The following is an 18,200-nucleotide window of genomic DNA, read 5'->3' on the forward strand; positions in this document are numbered from 1 at the left end:
CTTAATATAATTCAGAATATTTTGTCAAATAAAAATATGACAAATAAAATGCGGATCAATAGGGGAAACTACTTGCAGAAATGGACGGGGGTTAACGACCCACTGATTAAAGTTAAAGTAGGAGCAGATGCTATGTTATTTTATTTTGAACTTGTCGTCATTTTACTTTGTACGAAATTAGCTGGTGACATTAGTGTAAGACTTGGTCAGCCTTCTGTACTTGGTAAGTTAATTGTCGGTATTATTATCGGTCCGGCTGTACTTGGTATTATTAATAGTTCTGAACTGATTGATGAATTGAGTGAGATTGGTGTTTTGTTACTTATGTTTATGGCGGGACTTGAAACAGATTTAGAAGAGTTAAATCGGAATTTGAAATCGTCGTTTGCAGTAGCGGCCGGTGGAATTATTTTTCCTTTCATCGGTGGTTATGTAACAGGATTGCTGTTTGGATTAATACAATCCCATGCCATTTTTTTAGGGTTATTACTTTGCGCAACATCGGTTAGTATTACGGTGCAGACGCTACGTGATCTAGGAAAAATGAATACGAGAGAAAGTACAACAATTTTAGGTGCTGCCGTATTTGATGATGTCATTGTCGTTATTTTATTAGCATTTGTAATGAGTTTTTTAGGAACACAAGATGTGAATATAACACTTGTCATTGTAAAGAAAATTATTTTCTTTGTAAGTATTGTTTTTATTGCTTGGAAAGTCGTTCCTTGGATTATGAAAATGCTTGTCCCGCTTCGTGTAACAGAAGCGTTAATTAGCGCGGCTCTTATTATTTGTTTCTCTTTTTCTTATTACAGTGAAATGATGGGAATTGCAGGCATTATTGGAGCATTTGCAGCAGGAATTGCTATTTCTCAAACAGAGTATAAGCATGAAGTGGAACATAAAATTGAACCGATTGCTTATGCAATATTTGTTCCAGTATTCTTCGTAAGTATCGGAATGGAAATTACATTTCAAGGCATTGGAAGTCAGCTTTGGTTCATTATTATTATGACTCTCGTTGCGATTTTCACAAAGTTAATCGGATCCGGCTTAGGCGCAAGACTGACAGGATTTAATCGCGAATCTTCTATCAGTATTGGTGCGGGGATGGTATCACGTGGTGAAGTAGCGCTTATCATCGCAGCAAATGGACTTACGGCGAATTTATTAGCGAAAGAAAATTTCACAGCGATTGTTATTGTTGTTATATTGACGACGATTATTACACCGCCACTTTTGAAGAAATATTTTGTATAGACAGGAAGGGCTTATCTGATGTAGGTAAGCTCTTTTTTTATTCCCAAAAGCAATGATCATATAGCATGAAGGGTTTGTAATTATGGTAAAATCTATGTATGTGATATGACAAGGAGAGGGAAGTGTGAAGATTACGAAGGAGAAGGTTATCGGTGTAATCGTACTTATTGCAGTATGTATACCATTTACTGCATGGAAAGAATCAAAAGTGAAAGATTTTCCGGTTTCTATTTTTTCGGAAGAAGCAGATGGTGAGTACGGTCAGAAGCTGAAATATACTGCTTTTTTACCTGATGTTGCGATTTGGATGAACGGTTGGGAAAAGAAGTGGACAGAGGGGGAAAGAACTGTTTATCAAAAAGGGAATCGCATTGTAAATGTGTTTCATCCTCCTGGCGATGATGGTTATTACCTTCTTGAAGCAAGAGAAAATAAGTGAACGCAACCGTAAGAAGTGGAGGTTAAATAGTGAAAGCTTCAACATTACTATTTAAAATTGAAAGTAATATGGATCAATTTTCACCAGCTGAGAAGAAGGTTGCCATGTACATAATGGAGAATGCAGAGATTGTACCGAATTTAACGACGAAAGAAGTGTCAACGAATGCAGGAGCAAGTGAAGCGAGTGTCGTTCGCTTTTGTAAATCGATTGGAATCGGAAGTTTTAAAGCATTTAAGATAGCACTCGTTCGTGAATTAACGATTGCTGATTATAATATTAACGATTTTTCAGTGATGAATACAGAAGATGGACCGTATGATTTATTTAATAAAGTTACTTATGTGAATAAAGCTGCAATTGAGGCGAGTGTTACTGCAATAGATAAGAGGGAACTTGAGAAAGCAGCGGATCGTATTGTCAATGCGGGCAAAATTATATTTTACGGAGTAGGCGGATCAGCTACGCCAGCAATGGACGGGGCTTATAAATTTACGCGGCTTGGATTTACGGCGATGATGCTATCTGATTTTCATATGATGTTGCCACTTGTGACGAATTTAAAAGAAGGCGATATATTTGTTGCGATTTCAACATCTGGTCGAACGAGAGATGTGCTTGAAATGGCGCAGTATGCAAAGAGACAAGGTGCAACTGTTATTGGAATTACGAAGCTAGATCAATCATCCCCCCTATATAAAGCAGCGGACATTCGTCTTTGTATGCCAGATGTAGAACAAGATCATCGTATTGCAAGTATTGCGTCGAGAATGACGCAACTGAATATGATTGATGCTTTATATGTGATTACTTTCAACCGAATTGGTAATAAAGTATTGGATCAATTTATGGAGACGCGAGAAGAAGCGTTGCGGTTACGGAAGTTAAAGTAGAAGAAAAGATGAGGAGACTCATCTTTTTTTTATCCCGTTAACGGGCAGTAAGCCCCCCACTTCAAAATTCAGCGGAAGCAAAGAAAGTTAGGTGGGGGATTAACTGCCCGTAAAAGCCCGAGTGGTGCGGGCTAATAATCAGTGGGGATGAACAAAACCCCCACTGATTAAAGTTTCACTTTAATATCTTTGACAAAAATATGTCATGTCGTGAAATTTTATTTCATAAAATAAGAAAGAGTTATTGATTTTTAGTTTCTTAAAGTTATAATAAAAGTGTGAAATATAATTTCAAAGAGGGTGGAAATATGTTAGAAAATTTATCGACAGAACATCGTAATGAGAAAACAATGAATCTGGATGAAATGAGCATAAAAGAAGTGTTGCAAAGTATGAATGAAGAAGATCGAACTGTTGCGTTAGCAGTTGAAAAAGAGATAGAACAAATTGAAAAGGTTGTACAGACTGTTATTCAATCTTTTGAAGAAGAGGGACGCTTAATTTACATTGGTGCTGGTACGAGTGGTCGTTTAGGTATTCTAGATGCAGTGGAATGTCCGCCGACATTTGGCACGGATGATAAAATGGTGCAAGGATTTATAGCAGGTGGATTGAAAGCGTTTACTAAGGCGGTGGAAGGTGCCGAAGATCGCGAAGAGTTAGCAGAAGAAGATTTAAAATGTATTGGATTAAATGAGAAAGATACAGTGATTGGAATTGCTGCCAGTGGCAGAACTCCTTACGTAATTGGCGGCTTGAAATACGCACAGAGCGTAGGAGCGAGTACAGCGAGTATTTCTTGTAATAAAAATGCTGAAATAAGTAAATATGCAAAGTTAAATGTGGAAGTAGAGACAGGTGCAGAAATATTAACAGGATCAACGCGTTTAAAAGCTGGTACAGCACAAAAATTAGTGCTGAATATGATTTCAACAGCTTCGATGATTGGTGTAGGAAAAGTATATAAAAACTTAATGGTAGATGTTCAATCCACAAATGAAAAGTTAGTAGAACGGTCAAAACGAATTATTGTGGAAGCAACAGGCGCTAGTTATGAAGTAGCGGCAGAGTATTATGAAAAGGCAGAACGTAACGTAAAAGCTGCCATTGTTATGGTGTTGTTGCAGTGTGAGTATGGGGAAGCACTGGAGAAACTAAAATACGCAAAAGGGTTTGTGAAGAAAGCACTATAAAGTAATAGGGAGGGGGATTCTATTATGAAGAAAGAAGAGAGAATGGCCAAGGAAATTTCGGAGCAACTTGGTGGAATAAAAAATATTCGTAGTATTGCTCATTGTATGACGAGACTACGTTTAACGCTTCATGATGAAAGTAAAGTAAATATGGACCTTTTGAAAAAAGTTGAAGGCGTTATGGGTGTTATAGAAGATGAGACGCTTCAAGTTGTCGTTGGTCCAGGAACAGTAAATAAAGTAGCAGCTGAAATGGAAGGTTTGACAGGACTACGAATTGGTGAGGTAGCAGATCATCACCTTGAAGATATTGGGCAAGAGATGAAATCAGAGATTAAGAAGAAAAATAATACACCGGTGAAAAACTTTTTACGAAAAATAGGAAGTATTTTCATCCCATTAATTCCGGGGCTTGTTGCGTCAGGAATTATAAACGGGGTTGCTAACTTTGCGAAAAATGCTGGTGCTGATCCAAATGCAACGTGGTTACAAATGTTACTACTCATTGGCGGCGGTATCTTTACATTCTTAGGAATTTTAGTCGGCTGGAATACAGCGAAAGAATTTGGCGGGACACCGGTTCTTGGGGCAATTGCTGGTATTTTAATTTTCAACCCGGCGATGGCAAACGTAAAATTGTTTGGTGAAGCATTAGTGCCCGGACGGGGCGGATTGTTTGCAGTTATTTTTGCGGCATGGCTTATGGTTGTAGTGGAAAGACAAGTTCGAAAAGCAGTGCCAAACGCAGTTGATATTATCGTGACACCACTCATTACTGTATTAGTTGTAAGTATCGTAACGATGTTAGCCATTCAGCCATTAGCAGGTTTCTTATCAGATGGTATTACGAGCGGAATTAATGCTATTTTAAATATTGGCGGAGCATTTGCTGGCGCAGTACTTGCGGGAACATTTTTACCTCTCGTTATGGTCGGATTGCATCACGGTTTAACACCAATTCATATGGAATTTATTAATCAAACACACGTAACACCTTTATTACCAGTGCTCGCAATGGCTGGTGCTGGCCAAGTGGGCGCAGCAATTGCGATTTATGTGAAAACAAAAAACAAACGACTTCGAAATGTAATTAAAGGTGGATTGCCAGTTGGCTTTTTAGGAATTGGTGAGCCGTTATTATACGGGGTGACATTACCACTTGGGAAACCGTTTATTACTGCTTGTTTAGGAGCGGCTGTCGGTGGTGCATTCCAAGCAGTTATGCAAACAGCTTCTCTTGGAATTGGCGTATCAGGGCTATCTTTAATTCCGTTAATTGCTGACAATAAATATTTACTCTATTTCTTAGGTTTAGTAATTGCATATGCTTTCGGATTTATCTTTACGTATTTCTTCGGATTTAAAGAAGAAATGGCAGAAAACATATAGAGAAAGGGATTCCTTTCTCTTTTTCTATTAATAGAAAGGGAGATTTATATGATCGGAGTTTCCATTTATCTTTCAAAAGAACGAGTAGAGAAACAAGAAGAGTGGCTAAAAGTAGCGAAGGAAAATGGGTTTACATCTATTTTTACATCACTGCACATTCCAGAAGATGATCCAAATACGTATAAAGAGTTAATTCAAATATTAGGGAAACAAGCTCTTGCACATGAAATGGAGTTAATGGTTGATGTTTCTCCAAAATCGTTACATCATTTAGGGCTAACATATGAAAATGTGGAAGAACTATTGGACTGGGGCATTACCGGTTTAAGAATGGATTACGGCATTGCGCCAAAAGAAATTGCAAGCGTATCTCATAAGATGAAAGTAGCTTTAAATGCGAGTACGATTACAAAGCCATTTTGGAAAGAATTACTTGCAGAACATATAAGAGTAGAGAATGTAGAAGCGTGGCATAATTTTTATCCACGTCCAGAGACGGGACTAGCAAAGTCCTTCTTACAAAAACAAAATCAATATTTACAGGAGTGCGGAATAAAAACGATGGCATTTATTCCAGGAGATGCGGAAAAACGTGGTCCGTTATATGAAGGGTTACCAACGTTAGAAAAACATCGCAATATGCGCCCGCTTGAAGCGTACTTAGAACTTGTTCAAGATTGTGGTGTTGATAAAGTATTGATTGGAGATATAAGCGCAAGTTTGGAAAGTATGCAAGAAGTAGCTAGTGCGAGTAGAGGGATTATTCCATTGCGTTACAAATCATTTATAACTGATAAAGAAGTATTAAAAGTGGTGGAGCAAGTGCATACAAATAGACTAGATCCGGCTCGTGATGTTATTCGATCTGTAGAATCAAGGGAAGGAAATAGAGTGGTTTTACAGCCGATGCATACAATTGTAAGAAAGAAAGGCAGCATTACAATTGATAATGAATTGTACAGTAGATATGCAGGGGAGATGCAAGTTGCTACACATGATTTACCTGTAGATGAGAAAGTGAATGTTGTTGGAATAGTTGTGGAAGAGGACGTTTCTTTACTGCCTTATATTGGCGCTGGAAAAATGTTTCAACTTTTTCTATGCGATAGAATAAAAGCTTGAATTAGCGCTATTTTGTAGGAAAACATTATCCGTAAAACGGATAATGTTTTTTGTTTTCTTTAAAAAAGTATTTGACGAATGAAATAAAATACCGTATTGTTTTGACTTGTAAATAAAAGTTCACCATAACAAAACAAAAAGGAGAGTTCAAAATGAATCAATATATTGGGAATTTAATTATTCGTATCGTGTTAGGAGTTACGTTCTTTGCACACGGTTTAGCAAAGTTTCAATCAGGTATCGATAATGTAGCAGGATGGTTTACAAGCATCGGTTTACCAGGTGGCCTTGCATACGGCGTAGCAACTGTAGAATTAGTTGGTGGTATATTATTAATTATCGGTTTAGGTGTACGATATGTAGGATTGTTATTCGCTCTTATTTTAGCTGGAGCTATCGTAAAGGTAAATGGAGCAGCAGGTTTATTAGGAGATGGAAAGAATCCAGGATATGAATTAGATCTTGCATTATTATCAATGGGTGCGTATTTATTCGTAGTAAAAGCAGAAGGATATGTAGATCGTTTCTTAAAAGAGAAAGTAATGAAAACGAAGTAAATTTTATTTATAAATGTTGACTTGAAGAAGTATTGTAACTATAATGATTACAACAAATAGATTAAGAGTAAAACAATTTAAATATTTTTTTACACAATATGTAACTGTATAGGTTACATCTTGTGTAAAAATAAATAAACGGGAGGAAGTAATATGCCTAAATCAAATTTAGAAATTATTCAAAGCACGTATGAAGGATCAGCGTCTTCGAATGCAAAGCATTTAGCAGAAGCCTTCTCTGAAAAAGTGGAATGGACAGAGGCAGAAGGTTTCCCGTACGGCGGAACATATAAAGGCGTAGAAGCTATAATGGAAAATGTATTTAGCCGTTTAGGATCAGACTGGGATGATTATAAAGCAAGTGTAAATACATATCATGAAGTAAACGGAAAAGATGTAATTGTTGCTGAAGGTATGTATTCTGGAGTTTATAAAGAAACAGGAAAATCATTTGAAGCAGAATTTGTTCATGTATGGCAGCTTGAAAATGGAAAAATCGTGAAGTTTAAGCAGTATGTAGATAGTCATATTGTTAGGGAAGCGATGAAGAGCTAATGCTTTTTAAATGGATTGTAGGTATATGTATTACCATTATGGTAATCATCTCTTCTATAGTTGGCGGAAAGAAATTGCTTGCATATGTGGAAAAGGAAAATACAAATATTCAAACCGAGCGAGCGGCAAACGAAAAAGAGAAAAAAGCTGCAGAAGAAGCCCCGCAAATTAGTGAAGGTGAAATTATTTCTACTATGCATAAAATGGTGCACCAAAAGGTAAAATCCTCTGAAAAATGGGGATTTGTAGAGATGACAAAAAAGGAAATTTCTAATGTAAAAAGAGATATTGAAAATAGTACAGGTTTTCAATATAAAATGAAGTTATTTTCTATTATAAATAGATGGGAAAAAGGAGATTTTTCTCAAACTGTTGAGGAGCATAACTTTTTATGGAGCCTTCAAGGTGGAGATACTGGCAAGGCGACGGAACGTTTATCGCCAGAAGAGGAAAAGCAGTATATAAAAGAAATGAAGAGAAAATAAAAACATCGCCAACCCAGATGACGATGTTTTTTCATTAAGAATGTTTTCGCATTAAAGGTCTAACAGGCTGAACGGCAACAGTTTTAAAATGAGAAAATAAATAACATCCTGTTACAACGACAATTGTCCCTAAAATTTGTATCCACGTTAATTCTTCTCCGAGGAATATGAATGCTAAAATGGCTGTGAAAATTGGATTGAAGTTTAGAAAAATACCTGATGTAGTTGCGCCTAATTTTTGTACGCCAATATTCCAAAATACCATACAAAGAACTGTCGAAATAAGCCCAGTATATAAAAGTGATGTGATGAAAGAAGTATTTATATTTGAAACAGTGAAGCTACCTATGTTAAACGGTAGTAATAAAATAACGCCGAAAATACCAGAGTACAACGTTGCCATAAGTGGTGTAGTTGTTTTTGTTGCCCATTTACTACAAACAGAATAGATTCCCCAAATACAAACTGCTGCAATCATCCATAAATCGCCGCTATTAAAATGTAGTGAAAATAAAAGCGAGAAATCACCTTTTAATAGGACGAGGATAACCCCGAAGAATGAAAGAATCATGGATAGGATTTGAAGTGTATTTACTTTTTCTTTTAGAAATAATACTGAAAATAATGCGATTGAAATTGCATTCAATGTAGAGATAAGACCTACATTCGTAGCGGATGTTTTTTCTAATGCTAAAAATTGAAAGATGTTAAAAAGAGCGACCCCTGAAATTCCCATCAATATTAAAGGAAGTATTGCGGTACGTGGTGGAAGGATTTTCTTTTCTTTAAACCATACCATCGGTAATAAACAAACAATCGCAATCATCCATCTTAAATTTGTCAATGTCATCGGCGATGCATGATCGACGAGTGATTTTCCAACGACAAAATTTCCTCCCCATAATAAGCTCGTTAGTAATAGTAAAAAGACGTAAAAATAAGGCATGCTAAAATCCCCTTTTTTGTAATCAATACGAATTGTAAATAATTTTAGCATTTTTCTTTATTATGTAATATATTCTTTTTTATAATGGTGAAAACTCGATAAAATCTTTAGTTGCGAATGATATTTACGGAATGATATTCAGTTTTTTGTAAGGTATAAGGTGTTTTTTCGAATAATCATCGGTAAGAAAAAAGGGGGAATTGTAATGGAGTCGTCTGTTATTAAAGTGTTGGATGATTTGGATGTACAAATTTTAGATATATTGCAGAAGGAGTCACAAGTAAGTAATGCAGAGCTGGCACGTCGCGTTAATTTATCACCGGCTGCGATGCATGCAAGAATAAAAAGATTGGATGGGGAAGGTTTCATCGATAAGCAAGTTGCGATTTTAAATCAAGAAAAGCTTGGGTTTGATTTATTATGTTTTATTTTTATGAGTACGAATATTCATCAATTTGACAAGTTGGAAGTGTTGGAGAAAGAATTAGAATCGATGCCGGAAGTGTTAGAATGTCACTGTTTAACAGGAGAGTACGATTATTTATTAAAGGTTGCAAATCGTGATCGTAAAGAACTAGAGCAGTTTATTAGAAAGTTGAATAAGCTTGGTATTACAAGGATACAGACAAGTTTAGCACTTCGTGAAATTAAATATTCGACGGTATTGCCGATACGAAATGAGGAACCGAGCATCGATTAGATTGCTTGGTTTTTTGTTTGTATAAATTGATTGACGAGGAGAAAAGAGAGATGTATTATTATATAAAATTATGAATTAAAATTCATTTCGAGTTATAAATATTAATATTGAGGGGCAAGGGGATGTAATATGAAAATCTGTAATGCGGTGACGAGTGATGTGAAAGAAATTTATAGTCTTATTGAGGTTTATGCAAAAGAGGGAGTTGTTTTACCACGTTCTCTTTTGTCTCTTTATCAATATTTGCAATGTTTATATGTTATGAAAGAAGACGAGAGAATTGTTGGAGTTGCTGGCTTGCATGTATTAGGAGAAGATCTTGCAGAAATACGATCGTTAGTAGTTTCGCATACATATGCAGGGAAAGGGATAGGGCGTATGCTTGTAAATCATGTAATGGAGGAAGCTACGAAAATAAATGTAAGAAGAGTAATTTCCTTAACATATGAAACAGTATTTTTTCAAAAGTGTGGATTTGATTTTATAAATAAAGAAGCGTTGCCAGAGAAAGTATGGATTGATTGTAGACATTGTCCAAAGGTGGATTATTGTGATGAAGTGGCGATGGTGCGGTATGTTGGATGAAAATTTTATAGAGAAAAAGTTCCCACTATTATTTACATATATAGTGGGAACATATATTTCCATAAGAAATGGACAGGTTATTAAGAATTTGAATTCTTTTGTCTCACGGCAAAATTATAAAGTGGATCTTTAAGTTCATAGTTATACGTTAAACCGTCGACAATTCCTACAACTTTATCATTATCATAAAGGTCGAGCATAAATTGTGCCATTTGTTTTGCAGTGTGGAATTTTGGTACAACATTATCGTATTGGAATTCATCAATATCAAATGAACGCTTCGCAAATTCTGTTTCAGTTGCAGCAGGAGCTAAAACTTTTGCTTGCAGTTTTGCGCCTTGTTCTTTCAGTTCGTGAGACAGCCCTTCTGTAAATGCACTTACATAGAATTTCGTAGCGCAATACGTAACAGCATCAGCAACAATTGTGTATCCGCCGCCCGATGAAACGTTAATAAGCTGTGTTCCGTCAACCATTGAATAATCTCGAACGAAAAGAGAAGAGAGTATTGTTAGTGCTTCTATATTGACATGCAACATCGTCTCGATTTTATTTAAATTTTGTTCAGCAATTGAGGCGAAATTACCAAAACCTGCGTTGTTAATCCACGTTTCAATTTGAAAAGATTGTAGGCTTTCATAAAGTTTATAAACATCTTCAGTAACAGATAAATCAGTTTTTCGAATGACAACATCCAATTCTGGATGCATTTCGTTAATTTTCAATTTTAATTCGTTTAATTCTTCTTGTCTTCGAGCTACAAGTACTAAATTTTTTCCGCGAGATGCAAATGCTAAAGCTGCTTCATAACCAATTCCGGAACTTGCGCCAGTAATAACAGTGTATTTCATATAAAATCCCCCTAAATTCAAATTCATTTATGGTTAGATTGTATTTGTTAGAGTATACTCTAAGTCAAACGTTTTTTATAAATTTGATACGGTTATAAAATATATGAGGGTAAGCATGTGAAGGGAGTTTTAGTATGTACACAATTAGCGAGGTAGCAAAATTATTAGGCGTGAGCACACATACACTACGTTATTATGAAAAGGAAAATATATTAATTGCAAATCGTGATACAAATGGAAATCGACTTTACGAAGAGTCACATATAAAGTGGTTGCAGTTTGTAATGAAATTAAAACAAACGCAAATGCCAATAGCGAAAATAAGAGAATACGCTAGATTATATACAGAAGGGGAGCATACAACAGAAGCTCGTTTACAGCTCCTAGAAGATCATAGGAAATCTATTCAGATTCAAAGAGAAAACTTAGAAGTTACAGAGAAGATGCTCGAGAATAAAATTAGTGCATACAAAAGCTCATTGGAAAATAAATAGATGTTGTTATGTGATGAAAAATGGATTTGATCTATGAGTATTTCATCATAAGTGTGCGGACAAATAAAAAAGAGCAGCTAGCAAAAGCTAACTGCTCCATTCAAGGGATCTCTCCAAGGGGGAGTGGAGAAAATATTATGTTACTAGCAGTATTGACAGATTATTGAGAAATATACAAATCAGATGAAAGAAATTTTAAATAAACTTTCGGCATTGACAGTTTTTAAAATGTTCATGTACAATATATATGAATGACATTCAGTCATTTTTATGTGCCAGGATGCAGTTAGCTTAGAAGTGGAACAAATACAATGGTAAATGAGGATGATAGTTGTTTTTATATAGTATTGATGAAAGAGTATATTTTTTTAAAACAAAATGACTGATAGTCAGTCATAAGAGGTGAGAGGTATGAAAAATAGAGCTTGGTTATATGTCATATTAACATGTATCTTTGAAATTTTTTGGGTGTTTGGTTTTAATACGGCTAATACTTGGTGGCATTGGATTATTATTTTAGGAGTTATTGCTATTGATTTTCACTTCCTTTCTAAAGCGTGTGAACATCTTGCAACAGGGACTGTATATGCTGTTTTCGCCGGAGCTGGTACGGTAGGTACTTTCTTAATGGATGTATTTCTTTTCGGTGGAAGTTTCAGCGCAGGCAAACTATTCTTCATTCTTATGGTAGTAGCCGGCGTTATCGGTTTAAAGCTAGCTGATAATAAAGAAGAAACTGTGGAAGGAGCTGCTTAAAAATGGGTTGGTTTTTCGTATTTTGTGCTGCAATTAGTGAAATAGTCGGTGTGATAGGACTTAAAATGTATAGTAAAGATAAGACATTGGCCAATGGTGCGATTTATATAGGCGGGTTTGCTACATCCTTCGCATTTTTGTATACTTCCTTCTTATTTTTACAAGTAAGTGTCGCGTATGCGGTTTGGATTGGTATCGGAACAGCAGGTGCAGTTTTGTTAAACATGTTCTTGTTTGGTGAGTCGAAAAGTAAAGCGCGTATCATTAGTGTGTTTCTTATTGTATGTGGAGTGACAGGATTAAAGGCACTTTCTTAAAGATATATTGTATTTTTATCTCCTAATTGTTTATTAGGAGATTTTATTATAAAAAAATGATTTCCTCTTAGAGTTCACTATCATTGACAGTACAATCGATTATCTTATAAAATGAGTGACAGTCATTCAATATGCGTGTGAAAGGGTTTAGATGATGAATAAAAAAGAGAAAATTGTCTATGCAGCTATTGAAGTGTTTCAGGAAAAGGGCGTCGAAAAAACGAAGATTTCTGATATCGTGAAATTAGCTGGCATTGCGCAAGGAACTTTCTATTTATATTTTCCTTCTAAGCTATCTGTTATGCCTGCAATAGCAGAAGTGATGGTTGAAAAGATGATACTTGCAGTGAAAGAGAAAGTACAAAAAGATGTACCTTTTTCAAATAAAGTGGCACAAGTAATCGATGCAGTGTTTCACTTTATAGAGGAATACCGTGAAATACAAGCTTTAATGTATGCGGGTCTTGCATCTACAGAACATATAAAAGAGTGGGAAGCTGTGTATGAGCCTCTTTATATGTGGTTAAGCGAATTTTTAAGTGAGGCGAAAGAAGCTGGTGAAATTCGTGATTCGGTTCACGCAGAACGAACAGCGAAGTTATTTATCGCTCTTGTTGAATCAGCAGCGGAACAAGTTTATTTATATGATCATAAAGATGATGAGCAAGTCGAGCTACAAAAGGCAGAAGTACTAGATTTTTTAACACATGCACTACATATAAAGAAGTAGTAAGATGAGCCTGTCTGAAAAGGTAGGTTCATTTTTGAGGAAAACTGAATGATAGTCATTCACCTAATGCTTATGTATGTGTGGAAGGATAGAGTGAAATTCTAATGAGTGGAGGCATCTTCACTCATTACTAGCCCGCAAAGAGCAGGATAAAGAAAAAGCTTCTTGGGTATTATTTTTTGAGAGGAACTTACGGGAAGAGGTGTTAAAAAGTGAAGAAACCGATAAAAGAACAAAAGATGGTATTGGTCATTCTTTTGAGTAATATATTTATCGCTTTTCTAGGGATTGGATTAATCATTCCGGTTATGCCGTCCTTTATGAATGATATGCATTTAACAGGGAAGACGATGGGATATCTCGTTGCAGTGTTTGCAATGGCACAGCTCATTACTTCACCTATTACAGGCCGGTGGGTTGATCTTTACGGTAGGAAGAAAATGATAATCATTGGATTATTTATTTTTGGTGTTTCAGAGCTTCTTTTTGGATTAGGAAAAGATGTGTGGATGCTTTATGTAGCAAGGGTATTAGGCGGAATTAGTGCTGCTTTTATTATGCCTGGTGTTACGGCATATGTTGCGGATATTACATCTATTCAGGAACGTCCAAAGGCGATGGGATACTTATCTGCGGCTATTAGTACTGGATTCATTATAGGGCCTGGAATCGGCGGATTTATTGCAGAATACGGCATACGTGTGCCGTTTTTCGTTGCAGCAGCAATTGCCTTTATAGCATGTGTGATTTCAATCTTTATTTTAAAAGAACCGTTAACGAAAGAAGAACTTGCAGAGATTTCTTCTAATACGAAAGAATCAAGTTTTATTGGTGATTTAAAGAAATCATTACATCCAATGTATGCAATTGCATTTATTATCGTATTTGTACTCGCATTCGGATTATCAGCGTATGAAACAGTGTTTAGCTTATTTTCTGATCATAAATTTGGTTTCTCGCCGAAAGATATTGCAGCAATTATTACAATCAGTTCAATCTTTGGGGTAGTTGTGCAAGTATTTATGTTTGGCAAATTGGTAGACATGTTCGGTGAGAAAGTATTAATCCAAATATGTTTAATTGTAGGTGCAGTATTAGCATTCGTCTCAACTGTAGTCTTTAATTATTGGATTGTACTTCTCGTTACTTGCTTCATTTTCTTAGCATTTGATTTACTTCGTCCAGCTTTAACGACGTTTTTATCAAAAGCAGCTGGAAAAGAGCAAGGATTCGTTGCTGGGATGAACTCGACTTATACGAGTTTAGGAAATATCGCAGGGCCAGCGATGGGCGGAATATTATTTGATATGAATATTCATTATCCATATGCATTTTCAGGCGTTGTTTTAATAATTGGTCTCGGCATTACATTTATGTGGAGAGAGAAACAGCTGGCTGAGAGTTTTGCGAAGTAATAAAACCCCTTACGACGGTAAGGGGTTTTTGTTTTATAAACTTAATCCAAACCGTTTTAATTCAATAAAAATCCCCTCTAATTGCTTTCCTTTATCCGTTAATGTGTACTCTACACGAGGCGGAACTTCTGGATATACTTTTCTCGTTATAATGCCTTGAGATTCTAATTCCTTTAGTCGAAGCGATAATGTTTTTGGACTAATCCCATCCATTGATTTTTGTAAATCACTAAAGCGTAATGTTCCTTCGATAAGAAGATCACGAATGATTAAAAATGTCCATTTTGTACTAATTACATCAAGCGTTTTAGCGATAGGACAAGGTATGCCCGGTAAACCTTTCGTTAATTCAACTGGATCTATATTGCTCATGGAACTAGCCTCCATAAAATTTTTTTAGATGAATTTGCTTTATAGTATCACAAAACTATACTTTTGGTAACTATATGAAAAAAATATCACTACTTCCATAAAGGAAGTTAGTGCATATACAATAGTAATACGAAACATAAAGGATTTATATGAGGAGGTGGTGATTTCCATGGGGATAAAAAAGTTATTTGGATTCCTTAGTTTGTTTGTTATTTGTATTGTGCTTGTAGCATGCGGCGCGGAACAAAAAGGTGAAGTTCAGTTATTAAAAGAAATGCCAAGGCCAAAAGCAATGACAATTGATCCCTCACTAAGTAAAAAAGAAGCGACAGAAATGGTTCATGCGGCGCAGCGTTTTTATGCATTTTGGGATACAGGTAAGGAGGAACTTATTCCGCAGACTGTTACTAAAGATTTCTTCGATAATACATTGCCGAAAGGGCGACCACAAGGCATTGAAGGATTAAAGTTTGCAGCGCAAAATTTTCGTAAAGTTGTGCCTGATATACATTGTGAGATTGAAGACTTATTAGTTGTTGGTGATAAAGTAACAGCCCGTCTTTCTTTTACAGGAACGCATAATGGTAAGAAAATTAATTTTTTTGCAATTGATATTTTACATGTGAAAGACGGAAAGATAACGGAAGATTGGCATTTAGAAGATAATCTTACACTACAGCAGCAACTCGGCTTAATAGCCGAAGAGTAGATCATATAGGGGAGAGAAAAGTAATGAAAAATATATTTATTATAAATGGACATGAAAAATACGGTACAAAGGAAGGACGATTAAATAGAACGTTAGTAGATTATATGGTTACTGTATTAGGCGAGAATCATCATGTGAAAACAACAACGATTCAAGATGGTTACAATATTAAAGAAGAACAAGATAAGTTTTTATGGGCCGATGTTGTTATTTATCAAACACCGATTTATTGGTTTAGTGTACCGGGCTTATTTAAAACGTATATGGATGAAGTATATGAATACGGTTTGTTCTTTAAAGGTGCAGATGAATATGGAACAGGTGGTTTATTAAAAGAGAAAGAGTATATGTTCTCTACAACTTGGAATGCACCTGAAAAAGCATTTGGAGATAAGACGAAGTTCTTTGAAGGAGAAAGTTTAGAATCAGCGCTTAGTCATTTACACCGCGTGCAAAAGTTTCTCGGTATGAGTCCGTTAAAGAGTTTTGCTTGTTATGATGTGGTGAAGAATCCGGATATTGAACAATATTTATTGAACTTGAAAGATCACTTAGATAGAGTAATTAAATAATAGTTTATATTTGTATGTGAAGAAGGTACTACTAAGGATGTAGTACCTTCTCCTTTTATAAAAACTCACACTTTAATGCGTGGATGGCTGTATCCATAACTTCGCAAAATTTGCCCAACCAAATGAATCAATTGTTACGTTTTTTAAAGAAGAAGGGTATGTTTTTCTTTTTAAAACGTGATAGTTAAATAAAATGATGTGTTCTGCTTGTAAAAACTCTTCAATCTCATACATGAGTTCATAACGCTTTTCTTTATTTTCTTCTAGTAAAAATGTATCTAGTAAACAGTTAATTTGTTTTTCGTAGTGCGGGTCCATGAACCGATTTACGAAGCAACTTTTATTTTTAAATACATTTAAGAATGCAATTTCATGATTGGCAGCAAAGACTTCTCCCATGAAAATAATATCAGCATGTTTATCAATAGAGCGATCCATATAATCTGAAACGGGAAATGGGTGAAGCGCTACTTGTATACCTAAACTTTCACATCGTTCTTTTAAGAAATATGCATCATTTGCACTATCTTTAAATGCGAAGAAGTAAATATGTATCGTTTCTCCATTATATGTACTCTTTTTCAAAAACTCTTTTACTTTTTCTAAAGAGTAGGATCTTCTTGTTGCAAGGCGGCTTCTATCAGGGAAGAAGCTTGATGCAGCAATTGTTCGTCTACCCTCTATGCTAAGAAGTATCGTTTCAACGTCATATAGTTCTCTCCAAGCCTTTCGAAAGTAAATGTCGTGATGAGGACCAGGTTTTGTAAAGTTGAAGCCAGCATAAATACAACCTATTTCTTCTATTTGTATATCATGCCTTTCATTTTCTTCTTCATTTGGTAGTTCATAATCAGCATCTATTTGCACATGGTCAGGAATACCCCAAAATTCAATACGGTCTAATAACGCGCGCTCTTTAAAATAATGGGTGAACGCTTCGAGTACGATATTATCTTCCGAGTAATGAGCAAGTTTGAAAGGTCCAGTACCTATATAATGATGATTTTTAATACTCGTATCACGCGGTAAAATTGCGAGCTGCATGGAACTTACATAGTGTAAGAAGAATAAATTTGGTTTTGCTAAATGGAATCGAATTTGCAGTGGTGATGGCGTTTCAATTTGAACAATTTCTTCTGTTAACCATTCGAAAGGAGAGTGAACTTCTTTTAGTCTTTCAAATGAAAATTGTACATCTTTAGAAGTTAAAACTGTTTCGTTATGAAAATATACACCCTTTCGTAAATAAAAAGTCCACGTAAGCCCGTCTTCACTTAATTCCCACGTATGCGCAATGTGTGGTTCCATTTTTTCAGTAACATCGTTATAGACGACTAACGTATCAAAAATTTGACTCGTAAGATGGCTCTCTGTAGTTACAGCCACAAAAGCCGGATCTAATGGGAATATCTTTCTTGATATAGGAATCTTTAATACGTCGTACATATCATTTGAAGGTTCGTATCCAAAATGATGATGTAGTTTATTTTCTATCTTTTTTTGAAGTGCGAGGGGGAGGGGTTCTTTTAAAAGAAGAAAGATATCTTTTAATTTTTCTTGCGCTAACAGTTCATCTGTATAGGACTCAATCGCTTCTACGAAATTATGTATAAATAGAATTTCCGTTTTATTTCCGCGGCCTCGTCCTGGAGTCCAGCGAATTAATTGTTCCTCGCTCATTTTCTTTAATAAAATCTTTACGTTTTTCGTACTGCAATATAAAACATCAGCTAATTCTTGTAAGCTATTTTGCATATGTTGTTGATCTTGTGCATGTAGTCTTAGTCTAATGTAATAGTCCATAATTTTCATATATACACTTCCTTCTATCTATAAAAGGGGAAACTCTTTAGAATATTC

The 18,200-nt window shown here is 35.5% G+C and carries 22 protein-coding genes; 18 read left to right on the forward strand and 4 right to left on the reverse strand.

The features are described from left to right. Positions 1-36 precede the first annotated feature (36 nt). The 9 genes from ACTFN4_RS19855 to ACTFN4_RS19895 all read left to right on the forward strand — a co-directional run bounded on the left by ACTFN4_RS19855 (position 37) and on the right by ACTFN4_RS19895 (position 7,893). Positions 37-1,260, forward strand: a complete 1,224-nt coding sequence (locus ACTFN4_RS19855; protein ID WP_063245573.1) for a cation:proton antiporter — start codon at positions 37-39, stop codon at positions 1,258-1,260. Between the two features lie 124 nt (positions 1,261-1,384). Further along, positions 1,385-1,699, forward strand: a complete 315-nt coding sequence (locus ACTFN4_RS19860; RefSeq protein WP_000704958.1) for a hypothetical protein — start codon at positions 1,385-1,387, stop codon at positions 1,697-1,699. Positions 1,700-1,728: 29 nt separating this feature from the next. After that, positions 1,729-2,592: a MurR/RpiR family transcriptional regulator gene (locus tag ACTFN4_RS19865; RefSeq protein ID WP_439962692.1), complete on the forward strand. Its 864-nt coding sequence runs from the start codon at positions 1,729-1,731 to the stop codon at positions 2,590-2,592. A 308-nt stretch (positions 2,593-2,900) separates the two neighbouring features. Then, complete coding sequence (gene murQ, locus ACTFN4_RS19870; protein ID WP_098214047.1) at positions 2,901-3,785, forward strand: N-acetylmuramic acid 6-phosphate etherase; 885 nt, start codon at positions 2,901-2,903, stop codon at positions 3,783-3,785. 24 nt (positions 3,786-3,809) lie between these two features. Further along, positions 3,810-5,174 carry a PTS transporter subunit EIIC gene (locus ACTFN4_RS19875; RefSeq protein WP_000711293.1) on the forward strand — a complete coding sequence of 455 codons (1,365 nt, stop codon included), beginning with the start codon at positions 3,810-3,812 and terminating at the stop codon, positions 5,172-5,174. A 48-nt stretch (positions 5,175-5,222) separates the two neighbouring features. After that, entirely contained in the window at positions 5,223-6,296 is a 1,074-nt protein-coding gene (locus ACTFN4_RS19880; protein ID WP_439962693.1) for a DUF871 domain-containing protein, read from the forward strand. Positions 6,297-6,448: 152 nt separating this feature from the next. Beyond that, positions 6,449-6,853 carry a DoxX family protein gene (locus ACTFN4_RS19885; protein ID WP_001077751.1) on the forward strand — a complete coding sequence of 135 codons (405 nt, stop codon included), beginning with the start codon at positions 6,449-6,451 and terminating at the stop codon, positions 6,851-6,853. A 153-nt stretch (positions 6,854-7,006) separates the two neighbouring features. Continuing rightward, positions 7,007-7,408: a nuclear transport factor 2 family protein gene (locus ACTFN4_RS19890; protein WP_001126699.1), complete on the forward strand. Its 402-nt coding sequence runs from the start codon at positions 7,007-7,009 to the stop codon at positions 7,406-7,408. After that, complete coding sequence (locus ACTFN4_RS19895) at positions 7,408-7,893, forward strand: PRK06770 family protein (protein ID WP_000897995.1); 486 nt, start codon at positions 7,408-7,410, stop codon at positions 7,891-7,893. Before ACTFN4_RS19890 ends, ACTFN4_RS19895 begins: the two co-directional genes overlap by 1 nt. Before the next feature lie 34 nt (positions 7,894-7,927). Here ACTFN4_RS19895 and ACTFN4_RS19900 read toward each other — a convergent pair whose 3' ends face one another. After that, complete coding sequence (locus ACTFN4_RS19900) at positions 7,928-8,839, reverse strand: DMT family transporter (RefSeq protein WP_001146242.1); 912 nt, start codon at positions 8,837-8,839, stop codon at positions 7,928-7,930. Positions 8,840-9,044: 205 nt separating this feature from the next. Between ACTFN4_RS19900 and ACTFN4_RS19905 the strand changes: the two genes are divergently transcribed. Together ACTFN4_RS19905 and ACTFN4_RS19910 are read left to right on the forward strand one after the other, a co-directional pair. Continuing rightward, entirely contained in the window at positions 9,045-9,539 is a 495-nt protein-coding gene (locus tag ACTFN4_RS19905; protein ID WP_000446097.1) for an Lrp/AsnC family transcriptional regulator, read from the forward strand. A gap of 129 nt (positions 9,540-9,668) precedes the next feature. After that, positions 9,669-10,124 (forward strand): N-acetyltransferase, encoded by a 456-nt coding sequence (locus tag ACTFN4_RS19910; protein WP_000686663.1) that lies wholly within the window; start codon positions 9,669-9,671, stop codon positions 10,122-10,124. An 80-nt stretch (positions 10,125-10,204) separates the two neighbouring features. On the opposite strand, the gene ACTFN4_RS19915 is transcribed toward ACTFN4_RS19910, so the two are convergent. Next, positions 10,205-10,975 carry an SDR family NAD(P)-dependent oxidoreductase gene (locus ACTFN4_RS19915; RefSeq protein ID WP_075677768.1) on the reverse strand — a complete coding sequence of 257 codons (771 nt, stop codon included), beginning with the start codon at positions 10,973-10,975 and terminating at the stop codon, positions 10,205-10,207. 134 nt (positions 10,976-11,109) lie between these two features. On the opposite strand from ACTFN4_RS19915, the gene ACTFN4_RS19920 reads away from it, so the two are divergent. The 5 genes from ACTFN4_RS19920 (at position 11,110) to ACTFN4_RS19940 (ending at position 14,687) form a co-directional block, all read left to right on the forward strand. Further along, positions 11,110-11,469, forward strand: coding sequence for a MerR family transcriptional regulator (locus tag ACTFN4_RS19920; RefSeq protein ID WP_075677766.1), 360 nt, complete (start codon positions 11,110-11,112; stop codon positions 11,467-11,469). A 411-nt stretch (positions 11,470-11,880) separates the two neighbouring features. Beyond that, positions 11,881-12,225, forward strand: coding sequence for a DMT family transporter (locus ACTFN4_RS19925; RefSeq protein WP_017656912.1), 345 nt, complete (start codon positions 11,881-11,883; stop codon positions 12,223-12,225). A 2-nt stretch (positions 12,226-12,227) separates the two neighbouring features. Next, on the forward strand, positions 12,228-12,542 hold the full coding sequence (locus ACTFN4_RS19930) for a DMT family transporter (protein WP_000539671.1): 315 nt from the start codon (positions 12,228-12,230) through the stop codon (positions 12,540-12,542). Between the two features lie 151 nt (positions 12,543-12,693). Then, positions 12,694-13,272 (forward strand): TetR family transcriptional regulator, encoded by a 579-nt coding sequence (locus tag ACTFN4_RS19935; RefSeq protein WP_003269603.1) that lies wholly within the window; start codon positions 12,694-12,696, stop codon positions 13,270-13,272. Between the two features lie 212 nt (positions 13,273-13,484). After that, positions 13,485-14,687 carry an MFS transporter gene (locus tag ACTFN4_RS19940; RefSeq protein WP_242292427.1) on the forward strand — a complete coding sequence of 401 codons (1,203 nt, stop codon included), beginning with the start codon at positions 13,485-13,487 and terminating at the stop codon, positions 14,685-14,687. Positions 14,688-14,720: 33 nt separating this feature from the next. On the opposite strand, the gene ACTFN4_RS19945 is transcribed toward ACTFN4_RS19940, so the two are convergent. Then, complete coding sequence (locus tag ACTFN4_RS19945; RefSeq protein ID WP_000065115.1) at positions 14,721-15,059, reverse strand: winged helix-turn-helix transcriptional regulator; 339 nt, start codon at positions 15,057-15,059, stop codon at positions 14,721-14,723. 169 nt (positions 15,060-15,228) lie between these two features. On the opposite strand from ACTFN4_RS19945, the gene ACTFN4_RS19950 reads away from it, so the two are divergent. Beyond that, complete coding sequence (locus ACTFN4_RS19950) at positions 15,229-15,768, forward strand: ester cyclase (RefSeq protein ID WP_242292428.1); 540 nt, start codon at positions 15,229-15,231, stop codon at positions 15,766-15,768. Positions 15,769-15,791: 23 nt separating this feature from the next. Then, the gene (locus ACTFN4_RS19955; RefSeq protein WP_006917044.1) at positions 15,792-16,340 is read left to right on the forward strand and encodes an NAD(P)H-dependent oxidoreductase; all 549 of its coding nucleotides are present in this window, start codon (positions 15,792-15,794) and stop codon (positions 16,338-16,340) included. A gap of 72 nt (positions 16,341-16,412) precedes the next feature. Here ACTFN4_RS19955 and ACTFN4_RS19960 read toward each other — a convergent pair whose 3' ends face one another. Beyond that, positions 16,413-18,152, reverse strand: a complete 1,740-nt coding sequence (locus tag ACTFN4_RS19960; RefSeq protein WP_439962694.1) for an SgrR family transcriptional regulator — start codon at positions 18,150-18,152, stop codon at positions 16,413-16,415. Positions 18,153-18,200: the final 48 nt, after the last annotated feature.

Origin of the sequence: Bacillus cereus group sp. MYBK95-2 (assembly GCF_051915225.1) — a bacterium.
Lineage (GTDB): Bacteria > Bacillota > Bacilli > Bacillales > Bacillaceae_G > Bacillus_A > Bacillus_A cereus.

What these genes read in the sequence shown, in the direction of transcription:
- ACTFN4_RS19855 (WP_063245573.1), top strand. Translation starts at nt 37, where the DNA reads ATGACAAATAAAATGCGGATCAATAGGGGAAACTACTTGCAGAAATGG.
- murQ (WP_098214047.1), top strand. Translation starts at nt 2,901, where the DNA reads ATGTTAGAAAATTTATCGACAGAACATCGTAATGAGAAAACAATGAAT.
- ACTFN4_RS19875 (WP_000711293.1), top strand. Translation starts at nt 3,810, where the DNA reads ATGAAGAAAGAAGAGAGAATGGCCAAGGAAATTTCGGAGCAACTTGGT.
- ACTFN4_RS19880 (WP_439962693.1), top strand. Translation starts at nt 5,223, where the DNA reads ATGATCGGAGTTTCCATTTATCTTTCAAAAGAACGAGTAGAGAAACAA.
- ACTFN4_RS19885 (WP_001077751.1), top strand. Translation starts at nt 6,449, where the DNA reads ATGAATCAATATATTGGGAATTTAATTATTCGTATCGTGTTAGGAGTT.
- ACTFN4_RS19890 (WP_001126699.1), top strand. Translation starts at nt 7,007, where the DNA reads ATGCCTAAATCAAATTTAGAAATTATTCAAAGCACGTATGAAGGATCA.
- ACTFN4_RS19895 (WP_000897995.1), top strand. Translation starts at nt 7,408, where the DNA reads ATGCTTTTTAAATGGATTGTAGGTATATGTATTACCATTATGGTAATC.
- ACTFN4_RS19900 (WP_001146242.1), bottom strand. Translation starts at nt 8,839, where the DNA reads ATGCCTTATTTTTACGTCTTTTTACTATTACTAACGAGCTTATTATGG.
- ACTFN4_RS19905 (WP_000446097.1), top strand. Translation starts at nt 9,045, where the DNA reads ATGGAGTCGTCTGTTATTAAAGTGTTGGATGATTTGGATGTACAAATT.
- ACTFN4_RS19910 (WP_000686663.1), top strand. Translation starts at nt 9,669, where the DNA reads ATGAAAATCTGTAATGCGGTGACGAGTGATGTGAAAGAAATTTATAGT.
- ACTFN4_RS19915 (WP_075677768.1), bottom strand. Translation starts at nt 10,975, where the DNA reads ATGAAATACACTGTTATTACTGGCGCAAGTTCCGGAATTGGTTATGAA.
- ACTFN4_RS19920 (WP_075677766.1), top strand. Translation starts at nt 11,110, where the DNA reads ATGTACACAATTAGCGAGGTAGCAAAATTATTAGGCGTGAGCACACAT.
- ACTFN4_RS19925 (WP_017656912.1), top strand. Translation starts at nt 11,881, where the DNA reads ATGAAAAATAGAGCTTGGTTATATGTCATATTAACATGTATCTTTGAA.
- ACTFN4_RS19930 (WP_000539671.1), top strand. Translation starts at nt 12,228, where the DNA reads ATGGGTTGGTTTTTCGTATTTTGTGCTGCAATTAGTGAAATAGTCGGT.
- ACTFN4_RS19935 (WP_003269603.1), top strand. Translation starts at nt 12,694, where the DNA reads ATGATGAATAAAAAAGAGAAAATTGTCTATGCAGCTATTGAAGTGTTT.
- ACTFN4_RS19945 (WP_000065115.1), bottom strand. Translation starts at nt 15,059, where the DNA reads ATGAGCAATATAGATCCAGTTGAATTAACGAAAGGTTTACCGGGCATA.
- ACTFN4_RS19950 (WP_242292428.1), top strand. Translation starts at nt 15,229, where the DNA reads ATGGGGATAAAAAAGTTATTTGGATTCCTTAGTTTGTTTGTTATTTGT.
- ACTFN4_RS19955 (WP_006917044.1), top strand. Translation starts at nt 15,792, where the DNA reads ATGAAAAATATATTTATTATAAATGGACATGAAAAATACGGTACAAAG.
- ACTFN4_RS19960 (WP_439962694.1), bottom strand. Translation starts at nt 18,152, where the DNA reads ATGAAAATTATGGACTATTACATTAGACTAAGACTACATGCACAAGAT.